The sequence below is a fragment of the Shewanella halifaxensis HAW-EB4 genome (assembly GCF_000019185.1).
GTDB lineage: Bacteria > Pseudomonadota > Gammaproteobacteria > Enterobacterales > Shewanellaceae > Shewanella > Shewanella halifaxensis.
Window position 1 is genome coordinate 1,165,100 of the sequence record NC_010334.1, and the last position, 24,199, is coordinate 1,189,298.

Genomic DNA, 24,199 nt, shown 5'->3' on the forward strand with positions numbered 1-24,199 from the left:
GTATTAGCTGTACTGCTGCTTTTCGCTAAAATGAGTCACGCTAAAGACTTCGACCTTCATATTAGAAGACCAATAGTCTCTGTCCCAGCCCCCCTTGGCTTTGAGTGCCTCGATAAACTCTTTAGGCTCAGGTAATTGCTGCCAAACCTGTGGCAGAAACACGGCTCTTCTATCGCCTTCACTTAACACTAAGCCTAATGAGTTCCCCTTAAGATAGCGCTGCAGTTCCGCCTGCTCATTGACTTCGACCCCTTGCATCTCTGACAGAAGGGAGAGCTCTATGCGAAGGGAGTTAAGTTGAGATTCGACTAAGGGGGGAAAGCGTCGATCGTTGAAGGCGCTGCTGGTTGCGAGTGCGGGCAGTAGCTCGGTAATCGGACGGTCAGATTCAATATGACCTATGCAGCCCTTGAGCTCTCCATCTAAGGTTAGGGTAACGAAGCAGCCAAGTTTTAGTTGCTCAAGCCCACCATCGAGTTGCCGTTGTTTTTTTACAACATAGTCAGGGTAAAAGGCTGCAATAAGCGTGTCACGGACTATAGTTAGCAGTTGCCGCTTCTCTGATTGGCTGAGTTTAACGGCTGGCAAAGCTGGCATAGCCGACGACTCGATTTTTGTCTCCGGCGGTGTCGCCGGAGTTTTGATAACTCAATTGGGTAAGGCACAGCTGGTGACGTTTAAGTTGCAGCATTAGTGCGTTGAGGCAGAAGCTTCCGCAGGCTTGCTCGGGGAAGATAGTTTCCAGCCCCTGTAAAATTTTCTGGCAAGTTAGCTTGTCGAGGTGAGTCGCTTCAGCATATCGATGAAAATGACTTAAGTCTGTGCTTACCACCACTAAAGTTTCCTCTCCTCCCCATAGTTGCTCTAATAGCTTTGCCGTCTCTTGGGGATCGCTCTCGCCAATTAATAGTGGAATTAGCTCAAATTGATTGAGGCAATGCTGCAGGAACGGCAGTTGCACCTCGAGGCAATGCTCTTGCTGGTGGGGAAGGTCTGAGACAGTAATATGCGGATTAGACTCCAACATCTCCACGCTGCGCTTATCAATGCTTATCTGACCCAATGGCGTTTCAAAATATTGGCTTTGTGGCAGCGCGCCTCCCTGTAGGTAAACTCGATGGGCAGGGCCGATTAGCAGCACCTTGTTGACGGTAGCAGCCATCGACTCAATCAAGACGTAAGCATGGGCTGCGACTAGGCCTGAATAGATATAACCTGCGTGGGGCACAATAATGACTTTAGCTTGGGAGTGCTGAGTATTTGCTTGGCTAATAAGGCTCATTCTAGCCCGAGCTAAATAGCCCTCGAGCATTGCCCTAAGCTCATCAGGAGCAGCTGGGTAGAATAGACCCGCAACCGCAGCGGGGCGAATTGAAGTAAACATAGGCTGATGAGCTCAAGATTTTAAACTAGGCTTTAAGTATAGCTCACTGAGATAGCGCCCTTGGGACGTATTTATGTCTACAAACCACGGAGTGATTACGACCGATAATAGCGATATTTTTACGGTAGAGACTCAGTACTGGCACAGGCTCGATGACGGCCGAGTGCAGTGTGATCTTTGCCCTCGGCATTGCCAGCTCAGAGAGGGTAAGCGTGGGGTCTGTTTTATCCGGCAAAACATCGATAATCAGATAAAGCTCACCAGTTATGGTCGCTCCAGTGGCTTTTGTATCGACCCTATCGAGAAAAAACCGCTAAATCATTTCTATCCTGGAAGCTCAGTACTCTCATTTGGCACCGCGGGTTGCAACCTTAGCTGTAAGTTTTGCCAGAATTGGGATATCAGCAAATCGCGAGAGTTCGATACCTTAGGAGCAAAAGCGATGCCCGAAGATTTGGCATCTGCCGCTAAACGCATGGGCTGTAAGAGCGTTGCCTTTACCTATAACGACCCGGTTATCTTTCATGAATATGCCATCGATGTTGCAAAGGCCTGCCATAAACTCGGGATCAAGGCGGTCGCAGTGACCGCAGGTTATATCTGCCCTGAGCCCAGAGTTGAGTTTTTTAAGTTTATGGACGCTGCCAATGTCGATCTTAAAGGTTTTACTGAAGATTTTTACCATAATATCTGCGGCGGGCACTTAAGTGATGTTCTCGATACCTTGCTCTATCTGCATCATGAAACTCAGGTCTGGCTTGAGCTAACCACCTTACTGATCCCCGGGGAAAATGACTCCAGCAAAGAGTTAGAGCGCCAGTGTCGCTGGATAAGCGATAATCTAGGCCCAGATGTACCGCTGCATTTCAGTGCTTTTCATCCCGACTTTCACATGATGGATACCCCCGCGACTCCCGCTTCAACCTTGACACGGGCAAGGGAGATAGCCATCAATCAGGGATTAAACTTTGTCTATACCGGTAATATTCATGATCCAAGTGGTGGCAGCAGTTACTGCGCTAACTGTAAAAAGTTGCTGATAGCTAGAGATTGGTACGAACTGGGCGAGTATCACTTAGATAATAGCGGTCGGTGTGACTATTGTGGCACTCAGCTCCCCGGTTGCTTCGATGGGCCGCCAGAACATTTTGGCCGACGCAGGATCCCCGTTTCAATTAGCTGAGTCGATGAGACTGATAACAGCATCTGTGAGCATCGAAAACAGAAAGTAAAACAAAAAAACCATCTAATATTATGCTGATTGCGATTAGATGGCTTTTTATTAAAAGCGGCTTATTGTATGGCTAACCGCCTACAGTGGCCACGGCTGCTGACCATCGACGGCAACCGCCAGCAGATCTAAACTTAGGCAGTAATCCCCTGGGTTGTAGACATATATTTTCCTGTCGATAACACTGAAGTTAAAGCTTGCAACCTGATCTTTGGCCGCTTGGCTGGTAGCTAAGCCCCACATCTGATAAAGCTCACGATAATCCAGTTTAGTGGCGTAACTCATGGCCACCATTAAGAAGTCGTTATTTGAGATGTTCTTGGCTGCGTCTAGGCTAAATTGACTGAAGCCTAGCTGAGCACGCTTCTCTAGCCAAAGCTCCTCAGCGCCCTTAGCCCGTTCAAACTCTCGCAGTAAGATGTGCAATCTAGCGAGCAGATGCCAACCGTTTTCCAATGCACCGTGTTTTTGCGCTGCCACCATCATCTGCAGCATGGTCGCCATACCGTTTGACCAGCTGGTAAGCTTAGCCTCTTGCATATAAGCGAACGGGTCAGCTTGATTCATACTCGCTTGTAGCACCGCAAACTCATCATCAATATTGAGCCCTTGGCAAGAAGGCAGTTTACCTAGCTCAGTATAAGCGCGAGACTTAGTGTAGTAGGAGTATGGGTTGGTTGATGAGTGACCGTCATGGCCATCGAAGCGCAGACGGCCTTTTTCAAGCCCGTGACCTAGTTCATGGATATCGCCATGGCCCGTCGGACTAAATGACCAGCTAGCATCATATGGATTACCTGAGCAGCCTGCGCCGCAGGTGGCTTGGTCGGCATTCATATGCTTGACCGTGTCGAGGGTATCGATTTGCCAGCCTTGGTTCACGGCAAAATCGTTGATCTCTGCGACCTCATCGATAAAGGGTCCCTTAAAGCCTGCCAGCAGATGCGGGTAGTTATGCACCTGCGTCATGATGGCGCTTGCCATCTTCTCTGGCGTATTCCAAAGTGGCTCATGTTCCATGGTCTTTTGCATCTTATCGAGCTTGGAGTGCACCTCAAAATGCGCTGTTGCCAGCTCGCTCCAGTCATATTGGTTTGCTGCTAAGTCCTGCATGAACTTATTGCCATCCATGCCTTCGCGCCAGTATGGGTGCAGTCCAACTTGGCTAAAGCTAAACTGCGTCGGCAGATCGGTTTGATCAAAACGGATCTGCAGCGGTCCGCCATAAGGGCTGGTGAATTTAATGGTTTCACCGGCTTTGACTTCGATATGGGTCGATTGCAGTAGTTTTGGGCGATTGTAACCGTTGCTGGCAAACTCATGGGTTGAGCCTGAGCGTAGTGTGTTGATAAACACCCAAGTGCGCACGTCACTGCTGTCACTGCGGGTCACACTCATTGTTTGCCCCGGTAGGGCGTACACGCCTACAGAGCGGAAACCTTTCTTACTCGTTAAGTTAACGGTTTGGTCAACGGCTGTGATATGGCTAAAGTCGCTGCGGCTAAAGTTACCTAAATCTTTTTGTACGGGATTAATATCGCGGAAGTTATATACGCTATGATCGGCGTAATAGGCTTTAAGGTAATGGAGGCTATCGCTGGTGGCCACATCCATCGGGTACAGGATAGCTTGACGATAGTTGTCACCTAAAAGAATAAGCAGCTTATAGAGGGAATAGTCTGGCTGATTAAAGATATCAAGTTTGCTTGTTTCTATCGCTTGGATATTACTACGAATACTCGCTAGAGCTGGACGGTAGTCATCGTTAAATCTAGCGTCACAATTGCTGGCGCAGTTGGCAAGATTGAAGTCGACTCGCTCATTGTCAAACAGTGTTAGCCATAGTTGCTCACTGTCGAGTGCGCTGTAGCTTTCAAGCATGGTGCTTGCAGAGCGCCAATCAGCCTTGTCTTGAGCGAAGTAGTTCCCCGGCCCGCCAGGCCCCTGCATACTAAATCCCATAGGGTTAAGCACGGTTTGGGTTAAGGGTACACTATTCCAGCTGTGTAGATGCAGATAGATCAGTGGTTGTTTATCAGCTTGTATTTGCGCGATAAGCGGCTCTACGGTCTCGATAGAGAAGAGTTCTGATGAGCCTGTTATTACCAGTTTCGCCTCGGCCAAGCAGCTTGAGAGTGTTGCTTCATCGCTACAGGTTTCAACTTGCCAATTGGGGTAATGCTCGCCAATCCAGCTATTGATGCGATTAACGGTACTACCGCCCATCAAAAACAACCTTATCTGCTTAGGCTCTGCAAGGGTTGCTTGATCTTGTTCTAACATCCAACCGAGCAAACGCTTAAAGCTTGGTTCGAAACTGGCGTTATTGCCTTGCTGCATGCTGGAAATGATATCGGTACCAAAAGCGGCATTGCGCTGACCTGATTTATCATTGGTGGCTGCAAAGGTCAGGCCTTTGTTGCCTGTGACGATGGCGTAAGCTTTATTTTGCGGGTAGGCATGCTCAGCGCCAGCAAGTTGGATCATCTGTGAGTGACGACCTTGGTCATACTCCACTACGCCAGTTTGATAGATGTTGTTGATGAGTGTTTCGCCATCTGAGCGATATTGCTCAATATGAGTCAATGCTCGCTTGGCAATTTGTGGTGAGAGGTCGGCGGCAATACTGGCATCGCCAGTTGCCATCGCGGTGCTAATTCTATCGTTGAGCTGGATAGTTACCTGATCGCTAGCAGTTTGATTACTGCTATCGGTAACCGTTAGGCTGAGTGTTATGCTGCTGTCTTGCATGAGTGTTCTAGCATCGATAGTCACACCATCAACGCTGGCGCTTGATAGTGACACCTCCGGCCCTGAGACTTGTTGCCACTCAAATGTTGAGCTACCAGAGGCGTAGATATTCACTGTGGCCGTTAAGCTCATTAGCTTATCGTTCCATGCGGTAATCCCGCCACCAAGTTCAACACTTGGTGCTTGAGCTAAGGGCGGTGTTACGCCGCCATTATCATCGGAATCTGAATCATCAGACCCTCCGCAGGCCGATAAGCCTAGTAATATGCAACTCGACAGTAACCAAGGTTTCATTTTTTTAACACATATTGAGATTTGCTCACATCTTGAGTGTTTTTGATACTGAAATCAATGGATCCAGCGAATAAACCTTAATAAACAATGGGTAAGGCAGTTTGTTGACGTTGTCATCAAATTGACGTCGATTGTGACTATTGGGGGGAGTTGAGCGAAAGCCTATAAAATAGTTTAACTCCTGCAGAGTAAGGCGACCAAGATAGCGACTCTGAGTGAAATAATCTTACTCTTGTGAGCAATATCAATAATTTAAACACATGTTTTATATTTGAGTACCAAATTTGGACAATTTAACTATGCTGCAGCAGCAGCGTTTTACCTGTGGTAGGACGAGTGCGTTAGAGTGCTTTTGTTTTCATGATTCCATCAATACTGGTGGGGAACAGGAATTAATATGTCTGTATTAATCGAACAGTTAGGGCAAGATGAGGTTCGCCAATCTCATCAATCACAGTCCGGCTTTATCTCGCTTTTTAAATCGGTACGATTTCAACTTAAATTCATCGTATTTCTGACCGTAATATCATTTTTATTCTTAGGCTATAAAGGCATTACCGGTATGCAAGATGCCGGGGAGTCGATAGGCGAGCTGCATGCCCAAGGTATGCAGCATAGTATTCGTGCGGGTAAGGTACTTAATGAACTCGCAATTGCACGTAGCGAACTGTTATTGGCATTTCAGCATGACCCAAGTAGTCAATTTTCTGAAATGCATAATCACCCACTGACGTTACATATTTCGCAGGCTCAAGCGGCAATCGCCCAGCTGCATAACATCATAGATAATGAGATCTTAGGAGCAAACTTAGATAATGAAGAGCGCCTGCAAGTTAACCGTTTAAAGAGCCTGCTCGACAAGGTGGTTGCTCTGGGATTCACGCCAACCATCGATGCCTTACAGCGAGGCGAATATGAAGCGGCAAACCGAGTATTACTGACCCAGATTAACCCGCTTTTTAAGAGCATTACTGCCGAAGCGCAATCATTCTTAGATCTGCAGGTTGCAGGCGGTGAAGAGACTTATATAGGGTTTAATCAAGATATGCGAGTGTATATCTTGCTGGTAGCGATCTTCTCGAGTGTTTGTATGCTGGTGATCAGCATTAGCTCATCGTTAATCGTTCGCCGTATGGGTAAGGCGATGACAGAGATTGAGATGACGGCCAACGATATTGCCAATGGCGATCTGACAAAACGCATCGTGATTAGTGGTGATGATGAGTTTACTCATATCGCTGATTACGTTAATCGGATAGCAGCAAGATTTCAGCATGCGGTGCAAAACACCCATGAATCGACCTCACGTTTAGCCAGTGCGGCCGAAGAGAACTCAGTGGTATCGACGCAGACTCAACGTAATGTGGTTGAGCAGCAACAGCAAACTCAGCAGATCGCCGCTGCGATTCATCAGTTTACTGCGACTGTGAGAGAGGTGGCGCAAAGCGCAGAAGCAGCAGCAAGTTCGTCGTTAGAGGCTAACGATGCGGCGCATCACGGTCAGGCTGTTGTCGATGAGAGTATCTCGGTGATTGAGACTCTATCTACCGAGATGGATGGTGCGACAGAAGCGATGCAGTTATTGTCTAAGTCTTCCGATGAGATTGGCTCAGTCGTTGATGTTATTCAGGGGATCTCGCAGCAAACTAACTTACTTGCCTTAAATGCGGCAATTGAAGCTGCGCGTGCTGGTGAGCAGGGTAGAGGTTTTGCCGTAGTGGCCGATGAGGTTCGCTCGCTTGCCAAACGCACCCAAGACTCGACAGAGGAAATTCAACAAATGATCCAACGTCTACAGCAAGGTGCACGTGACTCAATGTTGATGATGGAGCGCGGTACAGAGCAAGCTAAATTAAGCGTGGAGAAATCGGCGCAAGCTGGCGCTGCTTTATTGCAAATTATGACCAGCATCGAACAGATCAATGCGTTGAATACTCAGATAGCGACGGCGTCAGAAGAGCAGAGCTTAGTCACGGAAGAGATCAATCGTAATATCATCAATATTAGCGATATTTCGGATCAAACCGCTGCAGGTGCTGAGCAAACACAAGCCGCCACCCATGAGTTAGCTCAGCTTGCTGAAAGTATGCAGCAAGAGATCGCCTACTACCGAGTGTGATTTTAGTGCTTATACCTATGCCTAGAGCCTAGAGGCTAGAGGCTAGAGGCTAGAGGCTGAAATTGAGATAACAAAAAGGGCTGTCGATGACAGCCCTTTTTTATGGGATAACTTCGAGGCTACCAGCCTTTCAGTTTAACCTTCTAACTTAGCCAGCTCAGCTTTTTGCTCAGTTAGCTTGTCCATATCGCGCTGGTATTCAGCTTGCTTAGCACGCTCTTTTTCAATTACGGCAGCAGGAGCTTTAGCAACGAAACCTTGGTTAGATAGCTTACCTTCGATACGCGCAAATTCAGCTGCCGCTTTCTCGAGTAATTTGTCGATACGGGCGACTTCTTTAGCCACATCGATAAGGCCTGCCATTGGGATCAACAGCTCCATATCGCCAATCAGCTGTGTGGTCGACATCGGCGCAACATCATCTTCAGACATAATGGTGATCGTCTCAAGTTTTGCCAGTGTAGTGAAGAATATCTGGTTCGCTTCAAGACGTGCTCTGTCTTTGTAGCTCACGCCACGTAGCAATGCATTAAGCGGCTTAGATGGCGCGATGTTAAGCTCGGCGCGGATGTTACGTACCGCAGTGATCACTTGCTTAACCCACTCTAGATCTTCCATTGCCACAGCATCAACTTTATCAGCTTGATACTCTGGGAAGGCGGCCAACATCAATGTGTCACCCTCAACACCTGCTAATGGCTGAACGCGCTTCCAGATAGTCTCTGTTAGATAAGGCATCATTGGGTGCATCAGACGCTGCATCTGCTCAAGCACGTTAACCAACGTATGGCGTGTACCACGAAGCTGAGCTTCAGTGCCGCTTTGCATCACTGGCTTAGTTAGCTCTAAGTACCAATCACAGAACTGGTTCCAAGTGAACTCGTAAATAGTGTTAGCCGCTAGGTCGAAACGGTAGTTCGCCATGTGCTCGTCATAGGCTTTAACGGTTTCATTGAACAGACCGATAATCCAGCGATCGGCAATCGACAGTTCCATCTCGCCCGGCTTGCCGTCAACAAGAATTTGACCGCAATCTAAGGCTTCGCCAATTGCATCGTCGCTAGCGCCTTCAACTTGCACTTCTGTGTTCATTAACACGTAGCGTGACGCGTTCCAGATCTTGTTACAGAAGCTGCGGTAGCCGTCTAGGCGTTTCATGTCCCAGTTGATATCACGGCCAGTTGATGCCATAGATGCCAAAGTAAAGCGTAGTGCGTCAGTGCCGTGTGGTTCAATGCCATCGCTAAACTCTTTACGAGTGCTCTTTTCAATCTTAGCGGCAAGCTGTGGCTGCATCATGTTGCCAGTACGCTTAGTCACTAGTGACTCAAGATCGATACCGTCAATCATGTCTAGTGGGTCAAGTACGTTGCCCTTAGACTTAGACATCTTGTTACCCGCTTCATCACGGATAAGACCTGTCACGTATACCGTCTTGAACGGCACTTGTGGCTTACCGTTTTCATCTTTGATGAAATGCATGGTCATCATGATCATGCGGGCAACCCAGAAGAAGATGATGTCAAAACCAGTTACCAACACATCAGTTGGGTGGAAGGCTTTAAGCTCAGCAGTATCTTCAGGCCAGCCTAGTGTCGAGAAAGTCCACAATGCAGAGCTGAACCAAGTATCGAGTACATCGGCGTCTTGGCGAAGTACCACTGAATCGTCAAGCTTGTGTTTAGCACGCACTTCCGCTTCATCACGGCCAACATAAACTTTACCGGCTTCGTCGTACCAAGCTGGGATACGGTGACCCCACCAAAGCTGACGTGAAATACACCAGTCTTGAATGTCGCGCATCCAAGAGTTGTACATGTTTTCGTACTGCTGAGGTACAAACTTGATGTCACCGTTTTCAACGGCTTCCATCGCAGTCTTTGCCATAGGTGCTACGGCAACATACCACTGGTCTGTTAGTAATGGCTCGATTACTACACCAGAGCGATCACCGTAAGGTACTTTCAATCCGTGTGGATCGATTTTGCCAAGTAGGCCTAAGGTTTCAAACTCTTCAACAATGGCGGTACGCGCCTTGAAGCGATCAAGACCGGCGTAACGCTCAGGTAGGCTATTATCTAGGTCGTTGTTTGCAGTACCATCGGTGTTAACCACTTCGGCGCTTGAACGAATTGCCGCGTCGATAGTTAAGATGTTGTACATAGGCAATGCGTGACGCTTACCGACTTCATAGTCGTTAAAGTCATGCGCTGGGGTGATTTTCACACAACCTGTACCGAATTCAATATCAACATAATCGTCAGCAACGATTGGGATAAGACGGTTTACGATTGGCAATAAAATGAATTTACCAATCAAAGATTGGTAGCGCTCATCGTCAGGATGAACCGCAACTGCACTGTCACCTAGCATGGTTTCAGGACGCGTAGTGGCCACTTCTAGGTAATCTTTACCATCGGCTGTTAGAGCACCATCGGCAAGTGGATAGCGGAAGTGCCACATGCTGCCTTGCTTTTCTTTGTTCTCAACTTCTAAGTCAGAGATAGCAGTGTGCAGGGCTGGATCCCAGTTCACTAGGCGCTTACCACGGTAGATAAGGTCATCTTCGTACAAGCGTACAAACACTTCTTGTACCGCTTCAGACATGCCTTCGTCCATGGTGAAACGCTCACGATCCCAATCTACAGATGCGCCAAGACGACGTAGCTGCTTAGTGATAGTGCCACCAGATTGCTCTTTCCAGTCCCAGATACGGTCGATGAAGTTTTCACGGCCAAGATCGTGGCGGCTTAGCCCTTCTTCCGCTGCTACTTTACGCTCAACCAGCATCTGTGTGGCAATACCCGCGTGGTCAGTACCGACCTGCCAAAGGGTGTTCTTACCCTTCATGCGCTGGTAACGGGTTAACGTATCCATGATGGTATCTTGGAAGGCGTGGCCCATGTGCAAGCTGCCCGTCACGTTTGGTGGCGGGATCATGATGCAATAGTTGCCTTGAGACTCATCGCCGTGTGGCTTGAAGTAACCTTTCTCTTCCCAGTTTTGGTAAAGAGACTGTTCTATAGACTGCGGGTTATATGTTTTTTCCATGGGGCGTGTTTATCTCAAACTAAAAATTAATAGGTTGTGTTGCTATATCTTGGGTGCTTAATGCAATTCCAAGTGCGCGATACTGCCGATAGCGATCGCGAGCAATCGCTTTATGGCTATCGTCGTTGGCAACGAAATCGATAATCTGTCCAAAGTTTACCGCAAATTGCGGCACTTGGTCTGCAAGATTAATAAGAAGATGACGTTTTTTGTTGGCGCCAAGTCTATCAAAGCCAATTTCTACCGGTGCACCGCCTAATGGGCCTTCACCTTTAAGGTTGTGGGGCACAAATGATTGCGGTTCAAATTGCCAGAGAAGCTCATCAACGGCATAAGCTTGCTGTTGATCTTGGCAATGAATATAAACGAGCTCATGTGCGGTAAACGCTCGCTCGGCCAATTGGCAGGCAAGCAGGTACACTTGCTCTAACGCTGTTTTAGGCGCATTGGATGCTCGATTAACGTCCTTTGGCATCAGATAAAACTGGGCTTGCGACTGGCTTGACGATTGGCTCGTAAACATAGTTTGCTAATGGCTTGGCTTTTTGGCTGACGAAAGAGGAGATTTTACACTAAAAGTAGGTCAGAGATCAGCCTATAATCACCGATTTATTTATGCTCGGATCCGCAGCAGCTTAAATCATTGCGGTAAGCGGATTTTTAGGAGTGAATTTGGGCTTTGCAGTGGCTATTTTACTATTGCGCTGCCTGCGGTTAAACTTCGCGTCTGTTCTGCTACCAGCCTGCTACCATGAATTTTACTGACCTTAAGCTTTCAGCCACAATTGTTGACCACTTACCTGCTAATTTGACTGCTGCAACCGAAATACAAGGGTTAGCGATACCTGAAGTATTAGCGGGAAGAGATCTGCTTGCATTGGCGCAAACGGGCAGCGGTAAAACCTATGCCTTTGGCCTGCCACTGCTGCAAACTATCATCAATGATGCTGTCGAGTCGCGGGAAGTTAAGGCGCTAGTTCTGGTTCCAACTCGGGAGCTGGCACTGCAAGTCGCTGAGGCGCTTAAGCTGGTGTCGGCTAGCACAGAGATAACCGTATTATGCGGTGGAGTCGATAAGGCTGAGCAACTTAAAGAGCTTGAGCAAGGCCCTCAACTTATCGTGGCGACACCTGGACGACTGCTGGACTTGTTGCGTCAGCAACAGCTCTCACTTAAGTCGGTAAAACAGCTGGTGCTCGATGAAGCGGATAGGCTGATGGAAATGGGCTTTTGGCCTGACATCGAACGTATACTTGAGTTTGTGCCCGCTAAACGCCAAACCTTATTGTTTTCGGCAACCCTTGCGCCAGAACTTAATGACAAGGCGCTTAAGCTATTACATAACCCCAAAAAGATTGCTGCCCAAGCGGTTAATAGTGTGGTGGCGGATATCAATGAGTCGCTTTACATAGTTAACAAGGGCGATAAGGCGAGGGCATTAATTGCCTTAATAAAACAGCATAAGTGGTCACAGGTATTGGTGTTTATTAATGGACGAGATGACGCCGATAAACTCGCCAAGAGGTTAGTTAAAGCGGATATTAATGCGATGGCCTTACATGGTGATAAAGAGCATCAGCAAAGACAACAAACACTGGAGGCCTTTAAGGCCTGTGAGCTGCAGGTGTTAGTGACTACTGACTTGTTGTCTCGTGGCATTCATATCGATGCACTGCCTGTGGTGATCAATATCGACTTGCCAAGTAGTGCTCCAGTCTATGTGCACCGCATTGGCCGCACCGCGAGAGCAGGCGATAACGGCATAGCGATATCGCTGGTGTGTCATGGTGAGGCTGATAACCTAAAGGCGATTCAGCTGTTAACTGGGCGAGAGCTTGAACTTGAGGCTCTTGGCGGGTTTGAGGTGACGGATCAGCCGTCATCGGGTGAGAGAAAAAGGGCTCCACGGGACAAGAAGGCAAACAGGCGCAGCCAGAATAAGCGCAGCGCCAAAGACTTTGCCGCTAAACGGACAAAATTTCCCGCTAAATAATCAGTTTAAAATAGCGGTCTAGATTGGAAAATAGGACTCCCTTGTCGCGGTTGTTTTTAATCATCGGCAAGGCCTAAATGAGTTGATTTAACATCTCTGCATCGTAGACGGTTAGTGGCTTTTTAGTGCGTATTTTCTCAACATAATCAGGGTTAGCGATCAGTGGTCTTCCAATTGCGACTAAGTTAGCATCACCTTGATTTATGGCTATGCTGCCACTTTCTGCGTTATAGCCACCACAAGCGATAATGGTTCCGTGATATAGACTCTTAATGTACTGGGTTACGCTACCTTGTAAGTGCGCTTGATAAGTGTCTTCGAACATACCTGTATGAACGTAGCTTAAATTACAATCATTTAGACGTTGAAGTAGGTAGTTAGAAACAAGAATATCCCGTTCATCATGTTTAAGATTCAGATAAGCAACGGGAGACAAGCGGACGCCAACATGAGTAATGTTTTGTTTTACCGCATCGATAACCTCAAACAATATTCGGCTCATATTCTCTTCGCTTCCCCCCCAAGCATCAGTGCGTCGGTTGGTATCCCAATGTAAGAACTGATCGAGTAGATAACCGTTTGCAGCATGGATCTCGACCCCGTCAAAACCAGCCTCTTTTGCATTGGCTGCGGCATTAGCAAACTCAGTAATGATTAGCTTTATCTCCTGCTCCGTCATCTCTTTGGGGATGCCATATTGCAAATTATCGGTGCGAGGCACACGCCCCTCAAGTGGCACTGCTGAGGGAGCCCATGGTTGCTGGCCTGCTAAATAAATAGGGTGCGAAACTCTGCCCGTATGCCATAACTGAGCAAAAATTTTACCGTCGTTTTCATGTACCTTGTCGGTGATTTTTCTCCAGCCAGCGACATGTTCAGCTAAATAGATTGCGGGTGTATTGGGATAGCCTTGGGCATTTTGGGAGATCATAAGCGACTCGGAAATAATTAAACCGGTATCGGCCCGACCAGCGTAATAGTTCATCATCGCTGCTGTAGGGAGAAATTCCTCATCAGCCATACTACGATTCATCGGCGCCATCACTATACGATTCTTTAGTGTCAGTTGTTCGCTTAGCTTATATGGTTCAAACAAGGGGGCGTATTTCATTAGAGGATCTCTGAGAAGATGAAAAGAAATTAGATTGTGTTAGATAACTATAGGTGACAGTAAATGCGAATAGAACTAGACTGAAATGAATAGTGTTAATTCCATATTGGAATATAAATAAAACAAAGACCTGTTCGTCACTAAGCATACCTGCATGGGTAAAGGCTTAAATTCTGGAGGTTAGATGGATCAGTTAGGCGCAATGAGGGCATTTATTCGAGTGGTACAAAGTGGCAGTTTTTCTGCCGCAGCCAGAGAGCAAAATACGACTCAGGCGACAATCAGCAAGAAAGTCGCTGCGCTGGAGAGTCAGCTAGGGGCTAAATTACTCACCCGCAGTAGCAGAGAGAATTCGATGACCGAAGTCGGCGCCGTATATTATGAAAGTTGTGTGGCGATTATCGGTGAACTTGATGAAGCAGAGGCGCAAGTACGATCGCAACAGGCATCGCCTAAAGGTGTGCTTCGCGTGGCGGCTCCGATTGTATTTGGTTGCCAATTTATCGCGCCATTTTTGAGTCATTTTCTCGAGTGTTACCCAGAGATAAAAGTGGATCTGATGCTCAGTGATAAGCACGTGGACTTGATTGCTGAGGGAGTCGACGTGGCTATTCGAGCTAAGCAGCTTGAGGACTCATCTCTAATCGCAAGACATCTATTCGATAACCCGATGGTTGTGGTTGCATCGCCAGATTACTTAAAGCGTTTTGGCGAGCCGAAAGAGCCGCAGGAACTAAGATCCCATAACTGTATCGTCTATTCGATGTTAAAGTCGGTCAATATATGGCACTTTGAGCAAGCTAAAGAAAGCGATGATAAGATTTCTGTGCCAGTGAGTGGTAATTGTCGCTGTGATAATGGTGAGGCGATATTACAGCTCGCCCTCGACGGCTTAGGCGTTGTTCAGCTACCTATATGGATGGTCGATGAGCATGTAAAAGTAGGACGGCTCAAAGTGTTACTGTCCAATTACATTGCTAAACCACTGCCTTTTAATGCTATCTATCCTCAGAGCCGCTATGTGCCGTTAAAAGCTCGCTGCTTTATTGATTACCTTAAGCAGCGTCTAGCCGAAAGCCCCAACTATCGGTAAGCGAAAGCCAACACAGAAGTGTTGGCTTTTCAGTTATTAAAAGTAAAATAAAGCTAGGCTAGCTTTATTTTACCCTGTTTCAATTAAGAGTAAGTACCACGGATCGGGTAGTTGTTTTCTGGGTCGCGGATAAAGGATAAGCCTGATAGCAAAGTCGCCAGTTCAGGACGCGCAAAGGGTCCATTGGAAATATCGAGTACTTGAACGAGCCCCTTATCATTGATGACAAATAGCCCCGGCTCGGCAAAAGGGTGATCGGTTTCTTTTTCTGAGCGTGGATGGGAGATGTAAAGCCCAAGCTGCTGCATATTTTCTATTGTTAGATTATAAGCGATAGGGAAGTTGGCCGTTAAATTGGTCTTATGAAACTGCGCCTGCTCTAGAGAATCAGCTGAGGCGGCAACGATATCTATGCCCAATTTTAGAAAATCGGCCGCTAACTTCTCCACTTCGTTGAGGTAGCGTGTGCATAGTGGGCAGTGTTTTCCTCGATAAATAATCACTAATCGCCAATCACTTCCCTGTGCTGGAGTCCCTAAAGCTATTGATTCTCCCGCTAGGGTGGGCAGTTGAATATCAGGAAAGCGCGCGCCGGCGGTAAACTTCATTGATGACATATCATTATCCTTAATTAGGCGGATAGCCGCTAATGTGTACTTATCTGTTAATGAAGGACGAAGGCCGATGACGACCTTCATCACTTACTTCAGTCAAAAAGGTTAGATTGAGAGGTAATTGTAGCTGTCATCTTGATGATTGCGTTTGCCACGATATTTATCGCTGAAGTTTTCGGCCCAAATTGCTGTCGCGTTCTGGTTTTGGTTCCAGTCAAACACGGTAGAGCGATGTTTAATCTTCCAGATACCGTCTCGACGTTCGAAGCGAAAATGGTGGCGGCCGCCTAAAATTCCCTCTTTATCAACCCCATTTTCCTCATGTACATGGTATGCCCATACGTAAGCTTCAGCGGTAGCAACATCTCCATTAACTTCTATCAAGGGATTGCTAATTCTGTGCTGGGTTGTTTTTAGGGCTCTAAAGCCTTCCATAGCAGGCTCAACAAATTGATGAGCATTATCATTATAAAAGAACAGATCCGGGAAGATTGGATCTTGATGCTCTTCAATCGCATCTTCCCAGTAGGTTGACTTCATCAGTTCGCCATCGACTCGGTCCAGTGCGCGAGCGAACTTATACATCAGCTCTGTCATCTCTTGCTTATCTAATAACTGCTGAAGTTTCTGCTGCATATCCATGGTATCAATCCTCATATTATCTTTGATGTACTGAAATTTGGCTTAGCTCAAGATTGTTGTGTTAACGGTTAAATCGTTATGTGAGCTTTCAAAGCGATGAGGATATATTAACTATTCGCTTTACCTTTGATAATAAGGCTTAGCTTGATAGTAGCTATTCCATTTTGGAATGACTTGGGGGAGGGAGATGTACGGCGCGGACAGATAGCAACCAAGACTAAGGTTACTTGGCTATTTACTTTTTTGGCCTACTTACTTTTTAGGGGGGTTGTTTTTGGAAGGTCTCTTGCGCCTACAAGACGACCAAAAAAAGATGAAAGGCCGATGGTTTTACGAACGTGCTCAGCCCAAAATGCACCAACAACAAAGCCGATAACCGTCCACAGTGGTACAAGATTTGAGTACAGTTGCTCGGACTGTAAGCTCATCAGTACGCCAATCATTGCCCCTAATAGGCTTGGCGACGCGGCAATTGCCAGCCATTGTAAAGTGTGTACAAACCCTGCAATAAACTTCATAGATTATCCTTAATCTCATTTTGTGGAACGCCATACACTATCACGGTTGAATATTGGTCGTTGACTATTTTGTGTACAGCCAATGACTTGCTTTCATCAAATGGGGTAAGTTTAAGTGATAAAAAATTAATCGCTCACATTGGTCAATTTATTAGCTGGTGAGAAGCCAATATTGCGGATATACTCCGCGATCGCGCCAACAGTGGTTGGTCATTATACAAAGATTTACTTGGAGAAAGGTGAACACCACCAAGTAGAAATAATGATACGCAGTAAAGGGATAAGTCTGTTTTAAGTTTTTAGAAAGGTGCTAAATGAGCTTCTTTGATAATGCTGTGATTATATTGCTCCTAATTGGAGTCAGTTGTTTTTTTTCTATGTCTGAAATTGCCTTAGCGGCGGGACGCAAAATTCGTTTGCGTCAGCTTGCGGCTGAGGGTGATATTCGAGCCAATAAAGTGCTGTTACTGCAAGAACAGCCAGGTAACTTCTTTACCGTGGTACAGATAGGCTTAAATGCCGTCGCTATTATGGGCGGTATCGTGGGTGAGTCAGCTTTTACTCCTCATATTCACGCATTTTTGTCGTCTTGGTTGACCGGCCCCTGGCTAGACAAAATGAGCTTCCTGTTGTCATTTGTGATTGTGACCAGCTTATTTATCTTGATTGCCGACCTAATTCCTAAGCGTTTAGCGATGGCCTTTCCTGAAAAGGTGGCGATGACCTTTGTTGGCCCTATGATGGTCTGCATCGTGGTGCTTAAACCGCTGGTATGGTTCTTTAATGGTTCGGCTAACTTCGTTTTTCGTGTGTTTCAAGTGCAAACCGCGCGTAACGATGCGGTGACCTCCGATGATATCTATGCCGTTATGGATGCGGGCGCAGAAGCGGGAGTATTAGATAAAGGCGATCAGCTGATGATGGAAAAAGTGTTTGAGATGCAAACCATTCCTGTCACTGCAGCGATGACCGCACGTGAGAGTTTGGCTTACTTCTTACTGCAAGATAGTGAAGATGAAATTAGAACTAAGATCGCAGAACAGCCTCACTCAAACTTTCTTGTCTGTGATGAGCAGTTAGACACAGTCGTGGGTATCGTTAATGCAAAAAAATTACTGATTTGCTTAATTAACGGTGAAAGCATAAGTCTTACCGATAAAAAATTGGTGACCAACTGTTTTATCATTCCTGACACATTAAGCCTGTCTGAATCGATGGATTACTTTAAGAATAGTCGAGCAGATTTCGCAATAGTGATGAATGAATACTCTTTAGTTGTGGGGGTGGTGACGGCCAAAGATCTGCAAGATGCGGTGATGGGCGCTTGGTCATTACCTGAGTGTGAAGAGCAGATTATTGCCCGTGACGAGCATTCATGGTTGATGGATGGCGTAACACCGATTACCGATGTGATGCGAGCCTTAGATATTGAAGAGTTCCCACAAAACCATAACTATGAAACCATTGCTGGCTTTATGATGTTTATGCTGCGCAAAATTCCAAAGTGTACCGACTCCGTTAACCATGCTGGTTTTAAGTTTGAGGTCGTTGATGTGGATAGCTACAAAGTGGATCAGTTACTCGTGACCCGCATCGATGAGTCGAGTAAGGGTGAAGAGTTAGACCTTAAAGCCTAAGGATAATCCGCTGTAGCGATAGTCTTAAACCTAGGTGAGTCAGTCTTGACTCACCTCTATTTTATTCCCGATCATATATCCACCTACTCCTGACTTGCTAATTGCTCTTTTTTAGCCCCTACGCATCACAAACATTATGCAAGTCATCTCATCTTTTTGAAGTATTTTTAAACAAACTATTTTCGAATGTTCATGGTCGGGAAATCGTGGTTGAGTCGCTATGTGGGAGTTTGAAATAAAAAAGGCTAAACCAATGAGGTTTAGCCTTTCAAAGTCGTGGCACTTAACTTTGGCTTACTCGCCTTGGTCAACTCCAGCGCGATTGATTAAAAATTGAGTCAACAAAGGCACCGGACGACCGGTTGAGCCTTTATTCGCTCCGCTGTTCCAAGCCGTACCAGCCACATCTAGATGGGCCCAGTTATACTTCTTAGCAAAGCGAGACAGGAAGCAAGCAGCGGTAATTGACCCCGCTGCACGGCCACCTAGGTTTGTCATATCGGCAAATGGACTTTCCAAGTGCTCCTGATACTCATCCCATAAAGGCATGCGCCATGCGCGATCACCACTTTGCTCACCCGCATTGAGTAGTTCATGTGCCAGAGGATTGTGGCCAGAGAACAAACCTGATGCATGCTTACCAAGTGCAATAACACAAGCGCCCGTTAGTGTTGCTGTATCAACAACCAGTTCTGGGTCGAAGCGCTCAACATAGGTGAGAACGTCACATAATACTAAGCGACCTTCGGCATCAGTATTGAGTACTTCAACAGTTTGACCTGACATAGTCGTGAGGATATCACCAGGACGGTATGCATTACTCGATGGCATGTTTTCACAACCAGCCAAAATACCAATTACGTTGATAGGGAGTTGCAAATCACACAGAGCTTTCATCGCACCGATAACACCCGCAGCGCCGCCCATATCGTACTTCATCTCATCCATGGCTTCGCCAGGCTTAAGGGAAATACCACCTGAATCAAAAGTAAGTCCTTTACCGACTAAAACGATTGGCTTTTCAGTATTATCAACAGCGCCCTTGTATTCCATAATAGTCATTACTGACTCATTATCGCTACCACGGCCAACCGCGAGGTATGAATTCATGCCTAGCGCTTCCATCTGCTCTTCACCGACAGTTGTCACCGTTAGGTTTTCTGTGTTTTCCGCCATTTGGCGAGCCTGTGAGGCAAGGTAAGCTGGGTTACAGATGTTTGGCGGCATATTTGCCACGTCGCGGCAAAGGTGCATTCCTTCTGAAACCGCCATGCCGTGCTCAATAGCGCGTTCACCAACAGTCAGCTCACGACGTGTCGGTACGTTAAATACCAATTTGCGCAGTGGGCGACGGGTTTCGTCTTTTCGGGTTTTGAGTGCATCGAAGCTATATAAGCTGTTTTGCGTAGTTTCAACCGCTTCACGTACTTTCCAGTAAGTATCGCGTCCTTTGACATGTAACTCGGTAAGGAAGCAAACCGCTTCCATTGAACCCGTTTCATTCAAGGTGTTGATTGTTTTGGTGATGATCTGTTTATACTGGCGTTCATCTAGCTCACGCTCTTTACCGCAACCGACAAGCAAAACACGTTCACTGAGTACGTTAGGGACATGATGAAGTAATAACATCTGTCCAGGCTTCCCTTCCAAATCACCACGACGAAGTAAATTGCTGATATAGCCTTCACTAATTTTATCTAACTGTTCGGCAATACCGGACAAGCGTCTTGGTTCGTATACACCTACGACGATACAAGCTGAGCGTTGTTTCTCTGGACTACCGCTCTTTACGCTAAACTCCATGAGCTCTCCTAGATTCTTAAAGACAAATTTTATTATTTATTAGATAATGTCTGCTTGTGCCCAAAAAGGGCTTAGATATGGCGCTCTCAAGAATTTTCTTTTCGAGTGTTTTCCTTGCCATGTTATGTAATTGTTGGTCACAAAACTACTAAAAGTAGACAGTCTACATGAAAGTTGTATTGATACCAGCATAAATGAAAGTTTGGAGACCGGATCCTCACTGTGATTGTATTTAGATATCTGATTCGAGAAGTTTTTAAAGCGCAAATTGCGGTACTTTTGGTGTTGTTAGCTATTTTTATTAGCCAACATTTTGTACGCGTGCTTGCTGATGCCTCTGACGGCGAATTTCCTGCCTCGCTAGTTATGACCCTGCTGGGTCTTAACATGCCGTTTCTTACTGTTTTAGTTTTACCGCTGAGTCTATTTTTGGGCATTTTATTAGCCCATGGACGTATGTATGCCGAAAATGAGATGGTTATTTTTCATGGCGTAGGGATCAGCGAGTGGTATATCACCCGAGTCACACTCTTGCTTGCTGTGATGAATATGGTGTTTACCGCGTTCCTATCTATTTATGTCGCCCCTTGGGCAGAGGAACGACAAAACCAAGTGCTTGAACATGCACAGTCTGAAGCTGGCTTGGCGGCATTGACTCAAGGTCGCTTCCAGACCAGCCCTAACGGCAGAGCAGTGCTGTTTGTTGAGCGCATTGGTCGTGATAATCAGTTAGATAAAGTCTTTGTTGCCCAGTTACCTGAGCCCGATGATGAAACGGGCGTCGCCAACGTGGTAGTGGCACGCACAGGCAAAGTGCTCGAAGATGAGACTGGCGGTCAACGTTTGCAGCTAGAAGATGGGGTGCAATATCAGGGCAGTCCTAAGCGTGTTGACTATCAGGTTGTTGAGTTTGGCGGCTACCAGATGCAGATTAAAGAGCAAGAGGTTGGCGAGCGTCGGCGTAAATTATCAGCCATGCCAATTGGTGAGCTGATGGATATTGATACGCCTGAGGCTTCGGCTGAGTTCCACTGGCGTTTAGCGATACCACTGGCTATTCCATTGATGACCTTAATTGCGGTGCCAATGGCGCGAGTGAATAACCGTCAGGGTAAGTTTGCCAAGATGTTCCCGGCTATTTTGTTATATCTCGGTTATTTTGGTTTGATGGTTGCTGGTCGTAAGTCGTTAGAAGATGGCGTGATCCCTCAATATCTAGGGATGTGGTGGATCCATGCTTCCGCCCTCGCGATTGGTATATTGCTGCTTGGGAAAGAGCGACCGTTAGGGGCTAAAGTCTCTGGTTTGTTTAAGCGTAAGAAGGCGGCCAGAGCATGAGAATATTAGACTTCTATATTGCCAGAACGCTGATTAGCACTTCATCATTAGCATTATTGGTATTAACTGGGCTATCAGGAATTATCAAGTGGGTTGACCAACTTCGTCTTGTTGGCCGCGGCACTTACACCATGATGGATGCTGGTGTATACGTACTATTTTTGATCCCAAGAGATATTGAGCTATTTTTCCCTATGGCCGTGTTACTTGGCGCTTTGATTGGTATGGGCATGTTAGCGTCAAACTCAGAGCTGGTGGTGATGCAATCAGCGGGGCTTTCTCGCTTGCAAATCACCATGTCGGCGATGAAAACCGCTATTCCACTAATGATCATCGTAATGATGCTCACCGAGTGGGTGGCTCCAGTAGCGGAACTGCGTGCTAAAGAGATCAAACGAACCAATATATCTGGTGGCAGTTTAATCGACTCAAACCGTGGGATCTGGGCAAAAGATGGCGATCTATTTGTTAATATTGGCGGTGCCGCCGATATTAATAATCTGCGCGATATTACCCTGTATGAGTTTGATGATACCACGACACTAACAAGCACCATACATGCCGATTCCGCTGAATATAAAGATAAATATTGGCAGCTATATGATGTTAGAAGAACCACGTTGACTGATGATAGGGTGGTATTAACCAACCTTAAAGAGGAAAAGTGGGTCTCGTCGTTGACACCTGAAAAACTGAGCGTGGTGTCGGTTAAGCCTGAAGCGTTATCGATTGAAGGGTTACTCGATTATTTAGACTATTTAAAGAGCAATAATCAGGCATCAGAGCGATATGAGCTTGCCTTGTGGCGTAAGCTGCTACAACCCGTCACAGTCGCTGTCATGATGTTAGTGGCTTTGTCATTTGTATTCGGGCCGCTGCGAACGGTCACTATGGGCGCTAGAGTATTGCTAGGGGTCGTTGCCGGGTTTAGCTTCTATATCTGCAGCGAAATTTTCGGACCATTAAGCATTGTTTACGGTTTACCCGCCTTTATTAGTGCTGGGATGCCAGCGCTCATCTTCAGTGTCGGCGCGCTCTACTTTATTAGGAAGTAGTGCTTCCTAAGTTGCACGGCTTAATCGTGATTGAGTTTGCGTGCAGAAAAAGCGGTCATTAAAAAAGCCAATCAACAGATTACTGTCGATTGGCTTTTTTGTCGCATTAAGCCGCTAAGCTAGAAGTCTTACTAGAGGCGCTGGCTTGTAGGTTAAACACCGTGCCAGTTACGCATCTGATTAGCTTCTTTAGACAACTCGACGACTTCTGAGCGGGTCATCATATCCTGCAGCGCAAGCTTATCGCCATTGATAAGGATCCATAAATTACCAATTCCAAGCAGTGACCAAATAAGTCTAGCTGCTGCAGTCACCATGCTGAGGTTTTGCCCATTAGGATGCTGGATCTTAAGTCGCCAAGCTCGCATACCTAATGTTTGCCCCCCCTTGCTCCAAAAACTGATATAAAACAGACCCACACACAGCACAATCCAAAACTGATAAATGCCTTTATATAGCGCAGTACCATTGAGCAGATCTGAGACATGCTCAAATCCGGCCATATCGATTAGACCACTTGCAGTCAATCCAGTAAAGATACCGAAGCCAATCGCGCCCGCAACCATATAAACGGCAACAGCGAGAAGAAGGTCATAAACACCTGCACCACAGCGCTTAATAAAGCTTGCGCGTGGGAAGTTAGCGTGTTCGTTATTGGGCATATAAGAAGTCGTCATCAATATCACTTTTTATTAGGTTTATTGGATGGTGATAAACAGTTATCGGCTTAAACGTTATGACTTTTTCGGTTCATCTTTATGGTAGTAGATGTCGCTAAAGCCAAATCGAGCGAACTCTTTAGCGCGAAAGTCTTTAACAGCAGAAGAGCCTTTCGAGGTCATAGCAACTTGCTGCTCCATCATCAGGTATTGTGTTAAATCAACCCCTTCTGCAGCGGCAACGGCCTCGTAGATGTCGTGAAACTTGTCGTAAGCAAAGTTAATCTCTTTTGCTTGGTTCTTAAATTTATAGGTAATTCTGGTTGCCATTTTTAGCTTCTCTAATGAAATTGCCTCTATGATAGCAAATCTTGGCTATAAGGTATAAACCATATAGCAAGCGTCCTCTGGGTAACATGAAAGGTCCTTGTTTATGCTTTTCGCTTTAAAGCCTTGCTTAGCCCAATAATGGTGTGCCCCTTGCACTGCCACTAGAGAGATATTGGGGTAATGATGACAGCGGGCAAACTCAATCAAGATCGCTAATGCTGCGCGGCCAGCTCCTTTCCCCTGCGCCTTTGAAGACAGAGCGATATCATGTAAGTAGAGAGTATTAGGCTTATCTACCTTAGCCAGCATTTGCTCGAGAGACGGCGGGCTATCTTGAACCCAGGGGTGAGCAAGGCAATAACCTATCACGTCATCTTGCGACTCAAGTACAAAACAGCTTTGAGGTGAGGCTTGCCATTTACTCTGCAGCACTTCAAGTGACTCGGGTTCTATCTGTGGATAGCACTCGAGTTGGATTTGCAAAATGTGTGGCCAATCAGATGGCCCGATAGTGCGTAATTGCATAAAAAGATCCTAAATAGGGGCGCTTATTATTCCCATTAACAGAGAGCTGCT

Annotated in this window: 20 protein-coding genes; 7 read left to right on the forward strand and 13 right to left on the reverse strand. The window is 46.4% G+C overall.

All coding sequences use genetic code 11. The features are described 5' to 3' along the window. Positions 1–3: 3 nt before the first annotated feature. The gene (gene amrA, locus SHAL_RS04840; RefSeq protein ID WP_012276073.1) at positions 4–597 is read right to left on the reverse strand and encodes an AmmeMemoRadiSam system protein A; all 594 of its coding nucleotides are present in this window, start codon (positions 595–597) and stop codon (positions 4–6) included. Continuing rightward, positions 575–1,384: an AmmeMemoRadiSam system protein B gene (amrB, locus tag SHAL_RS04845; protein WP_012276074.1), complete on the reverse strand. Its 810-nt coding sequence runs from the start codon at positions 1,382–1,384 to the stop codon at positions 575–577. Before amrB ends, amrA begins: the two co-directional genes overlap by 23 nt. Before the next feature lie 73 nt (positions 1,385–1,457). Here amrB and amrS point away from each other — a divergent pair, with 73 nt between their 5' ends. Further along, complete coding sequence (gene amrS / locus SHAL_RS04850) at positions 1,458–2,567, forward strand: AmmeMemoRadiSam system radical SAM enzyme (protein WP_012276075.1); 1,110 nt, start codon at positions 1,458–1,460, stop codon at positions 2,565–2,567. Between the two features lie 129 nt (positions 2,568–2,696). On the opposite strand, the gene SHAL_RS04855 is transcribed toward amrS, so the two are convergent. Continuing rightward, positions 2,697–5,660 carry an ImpA family metalloprotease gene (locus SHAL_RS04855; RefSeq protein ID WP_012276076.1) on the reverse strand — a complete coding sequence of 988 codons (2,964 nt, stop codon included), beginning with the start codon at positions 5,658–5,660 and terminating at the stop codon, positions 2,697–2,699. Between the two features lie 397 nt (positions 5,661–6,057). Between SHAL_RS04855 and SHAL_RS04860 the strand changes: the two genes are divergently transcribed. Then, complete coding sequence (locus SHAL_RS04860; RefSeq protein WP_012276077.1) at positions 6,058–7,779, forward strand: methyl-accepting chemotaxis protein; 1,722 nt, start codon at positions 6,058–6,060, stop codon at positions 7,777–7,779. A gap of 135 nt (positions 7,780–7,914) precedes the next feature. Here the strand turns inward: SHAL_RS04860 and SHAL_RS04865 are convergent, their stop codons facing one another. Both SHAL_RS04865 and SHAL_RS04870 read right to left on the reverse strand, forming a co-directional pair. Next, positions 7,915–10,830 (reverse strand): valine--tRNA ligase, encoded by a 2,916-nt coding sequence (locus SHAL_RS04865; RefSeq protein WP_012276078.1) that lies wholly within the window; start codon positions 10,828–10,830, stop codon positions 7,915–7,917. A 19-nt stretch (positions 10,831–10,849) separates the two neighbouring features. Next, positions 10,850–11,353 (reverse strand): DNA polymerase III subunit chi, encoded by a 504-nt coding sequence (locus tag SHAL_RS04870; protein WP_012276079.1) that lies wholly within the window; start codon positions 11,351–11,353, stop codon positions 10,850–10,852. A 228-nt stretch (positions 11,354–11,581) separates the two neighbouring features. On the opposite strand from SHAL_RS04870, the gene SHAL_RS04875 reads away from it, so the two are divergent. Further along, positions 11,582–12,823: a DEAD/DEAH box helicase gene (locus SHAL_RS04875; RefSeq protein ID WP_012276080.1), complete on the forward strand. Its 1,242-nt coding sequence runs from the start codon at positions 11,582–11,584 to the stop codon at positions 12,821–12,823. 73 nt (positions 12,824–12,896) lie between these two features. Here the strand turns inward: SHAL_RS04875 and SHAL_RS04880 are convergent, their stop codons facing one another. Continuing rightward, positions 12,897–13,934, reverse strand: a complete 1,038-nt coding sequence (locus tag SHAL_RS04880) for an alkene reductase (RefSeq protein ID WP_012276081.1) — start codon at positions 13,932–13,934, stop codon at positions 12,897–12,899. Positions 13,935–14,118: 184 nt separating this feature from the next. Between SHAL_RS04880 and SHAL_RS04885 the strand changes: the two genes are divergently transcribed. After that, complete coding sequence (locus tag SHAL_RS04885) at positions 14,119–15,027, forward strand: LysR family transcriptional regulator (RefSeq protein ID WP_012276082.1); 909 nt, start codon at positions 14,119–14,121, stop codon at positions 15,025–15,027. A gap of 83 nt (positions 15,028–15,110) precedes the next feature. Here SHAL_RS04885 and SHAL_RS04890 read toward each other — a convergent pair whose 3' ends face one another. The 3 genes from SHAL_RS04890 to SHAL_RS04900 all read right to left on the reverse strand — a co-directional run bounded on the left by SHAL_RS04890 (position 15,111) and on the right by SHAL_RS04900 (position 16,801). Then, positions 15,111–15,644, reverse strand: coding sequence for a redoxin domain-containing protein (locus SHAL_RS04890; protein WP_012276083.1), 534 nt, complete (start codon positions 15,642–15,644; stop codon positions 15,111–15,113). A 102-nt stretch (positions 15,645–15,746) separates the two neighbouring features. Beyond that, on the reverse strand, positions 15,747–16,283 hold the full coding sequence (locus tag SHAL_RS04895) for a nuclear transport factor 2 family protein (RefSeq protein WP_012276084.1): 537 nt from the start codon (positions 16,281–16,283) through the stop codon (positions 15,747–15,749). Positions 16,284–16,531: 248 nt separating this feature from the next. Continuing rightward, complete coding sequence (locus SHAL_RS04900) at positions 16,532–16,801, reverse strand: hypothetical protein (protein ID WP_012276085.1); 270 nt, start codon at positions 16,799–16,801, stop codon at positions 16,532–16,534. 314 nt (positions 16,802–17,115) lie between these two features. Here SHAL_RS04900 and paeA point away from each other — a divergent pair, with 314 nt between their 5' ends. Next, positions 17,116–18,438, forward strand: coding sequence for a polyamine export protein PaeA (gene paeA / locus SHAL_RS04905; RefSeq protein ID WP_012276086.1), 1,323 nt, complete (start codon positions 17,116–17,118; stop codon positions 18,436–18,438). A gap of 294 nt (positions 18,439–18,732) precedes the next feature. On the opposite strand, the gene pepA is transcribed toward paeA, so the two are convergent. Then, positions 18,733–20,241, reverse strand: coding sequence for a leucyl aminopeptidase (gene pepA / locus SHAL_RS04910; protein WP_012276087.1), 1,509 nt, complete (start codon positions 20,239–20,241; stop codon positions 18,733–18,735). Between the two features lie 222 nt (positions 20,242–20,463). Between pepA and lptF the strand changes: the two genes are divergently transcribed. Beyond that, positions 20,464–21,579 carry an LPS export ABC transporter permease LptF gene (gene lptF, locus SHAL_RS04915; RefSeq protein ID WP_012276088.1) on the forward strand — a complete coding sequence of 372 codons (1,116 nt, stop codon included), beginning with the start codon at positions 20,464–20,466 and terminating at the stop codon, positions 21,577–21,579. After that, positions 21,576–22,634: an LPS export ABC transporter permease LptG gene (gene lptG, locus SHAL_RS04920; RefSeq protein ID WP_012276089.1), complete on the forward strand. Its 1,059-nt coding sequence runs from the start codon at positions 21,576–21,578 to the stop codon at positions 22,632–22,634. Before lptF ends, lptG begins: the two co-directional genes overlap by 4 nt. A 152-nt stretch (positions 22,635–22,786) precedes the next feature. Here the strand turns inward: lptG and SHAL_RS04925 are convergent, their stop codons facing one another. The 3 genes from SHAL_RS04925 to SHAL_RS04935 form a co-directional block, all read right to left on the reverse strand. Further along, entirely contained in the window at positions 22,787–23,296 is a 510-nt protein-coding gene (locus SHAL_RS04925; RefSeq protein WP_086020047.1) for an RDD family protein, read from the reverse strand. 72 nt (positions 23,297–23,368) lie between these two features. Further along, a complete protein-coding gene (locus SHAL_RS04930; RefSeq protein WP_012276091.1) occupies positions 23,369–23,623 on the reverse strand; it encodes a DUF2960 domain-containing protein in 255 nt (84 codons plus the stop codon). Positions 23,624–23,668: 45 nt separating this feature from the next. Next, positions 23,669–24,148 (reverse strand): GNAT family N-acetyltransferase, encoded by a 480-nt coding sequence (locus tag SHAL_RS04935; protein ID WP_012276092.1) that lies wholly within the window; start codon positions 24,146–24,148, stop codon positions 23,669–23,671. Positions 24,149–24,199 lie beyond the last annotated feature (51 nt).

What these genes read in the sequence shown, in the direction of transcription:
- amrS (WP_012276075.1), top strand. Translation starts at nt 1,458, where the DNA reads ATGTCTACAAACCACGGAGTGATTACGACCGATAATAGCGATATTTTT.
- SHAL_RS04895 (WP_012276084.1), bottom strand. Translation starts at nt 16,283, where the DNA reads ATGGATATGCAGCAGAAACTTCAGCAGTTATTAGATAAGCAAGAGATG.
- lptG (WP_012276089.1), top strand. Translation starts at nt 21,576, where the DNA reads ATGAGAATATTAGACTTCTATATTGCCAGAACGCTGATTAGCACTTCA.
- SHAL_RS04930 (WP_012276091.1), bottom strand. Translation starts at nt 23,623, where the DNA reads ATGGCAACCAGAATTACCTATAAATTTAAGAACCAAGCAAAAGAGATT.
- SHAL_RS04900 (WP_012276085.1), bottom strand. Translation starts at nt 16,801, where the DNA reads ATGAAGTTTATTGCAGGGTTTGTACACACTTTACAATGGCTGGCAATT.
- amrA (WP_012276073.1), bottom strand. Translation starts at nt 597, where the DNA reads ATGCCAGCTTTGCCAGCCGTTAAACTCAGCCAATCAGAGAAGCGGCAA.
- SHAL_RS04865 (WP_012276078.1), bottom strand. Translation starts at nt 10,830, where the DNA reads ATGGAAAAAACATATAACCCGCAGTCTATAGAACAGTCTCTTTACCAA.
- SHAL_RS04890 (WP_012276083.1), bottom strand. Translation starts at nt 15,644, where the DNA reads ATGTCATCAATGAAGTTTACCGCCGGCGCGCGCTTTCCTGATATTCAA.
- paeA (WP_012276086.1), top strand. Translation starts at nt 17,116, where the DNA reads ATGAGCTTCTTTGATAATGCTGTGATTATATTGCTCCTAATTGGAGTC.
- SHAL_RS04925 (WP_086020047.1), bottom strand. Translation starts at nt 23,296, where the DNA reads ATGCCCAATAACGAACACGCTAACTTCCCACGCGCAAGCTTTATTAAG.
- SHAL_RS04880 (WP_012276081.1), bottom strand. Translation starts at nt 13,934, where the DNA reads ATGAAATACGCCCCCTTGTTTGAACCATATAAGCTAAGCGAACAACTG.
- SHAL_RS04875 (WP_012276080.1), top strand. Translation starts at nt 11,582, where the DNA reads ATGAATTTTACTGACCTTAAGCTTTCAGCCACAATTGTTGACCACTTA.
- SHAL_RS04935 (WP_012276092.1), bottom strand. Translation starts at nt 24,148, where the DNA reads ATGCAATTACGCACTATCGGGCCATCTGATTGGCCACACATTTTGCAA.
- pepA (WP_012276087.1), bottom strand. Translation starts at nt 20,241, where the DNA reads ATGGAGTTTAGCGTAAAGAGCGGTAGTCCAGAGAAACAACGCTCAGCT.
- SHAL_RS04885 (WP_012276082.1), top strand. Translation starts at nt 14,119, where the DNA reads ATGGATCAGTTAGGCGCAATGAGGGCATTTATTCGAGTGGTACAAAGT.
- amrB (WP_012276074.1), bottom strand. Translation starts at nt 1,384, where the DNA reads ATGTTTACTTCAATTCGCCCCGCTGCGGTTGCGGGTCTATTCTACCCA.
- SHAL_RS04870 (WP_012276079.1), bottom strand. Translation starts at nt 11,353, where the DNA reads ATGTTTACGAGCCAATCGTCAAGCCAGTCGCAAGCCCAGTTTTATCTG.
- SHAL_RS04860 (WP_012276077.1), top strand. Translation starts at nt 6,058, where the DNA reads ATGTCTGTATTAATCGAACAGTTAGGGCAAGATGAGGTTCGCCAATCT.
- SHAL_RS04855 (WP_012276076.1), bottom strand. Translation starts at nt 5,660, where the DNA reads ATGAAACCTTGGTTACTGTCGAGTTGCATATTACTAGGCTTATCGGCC.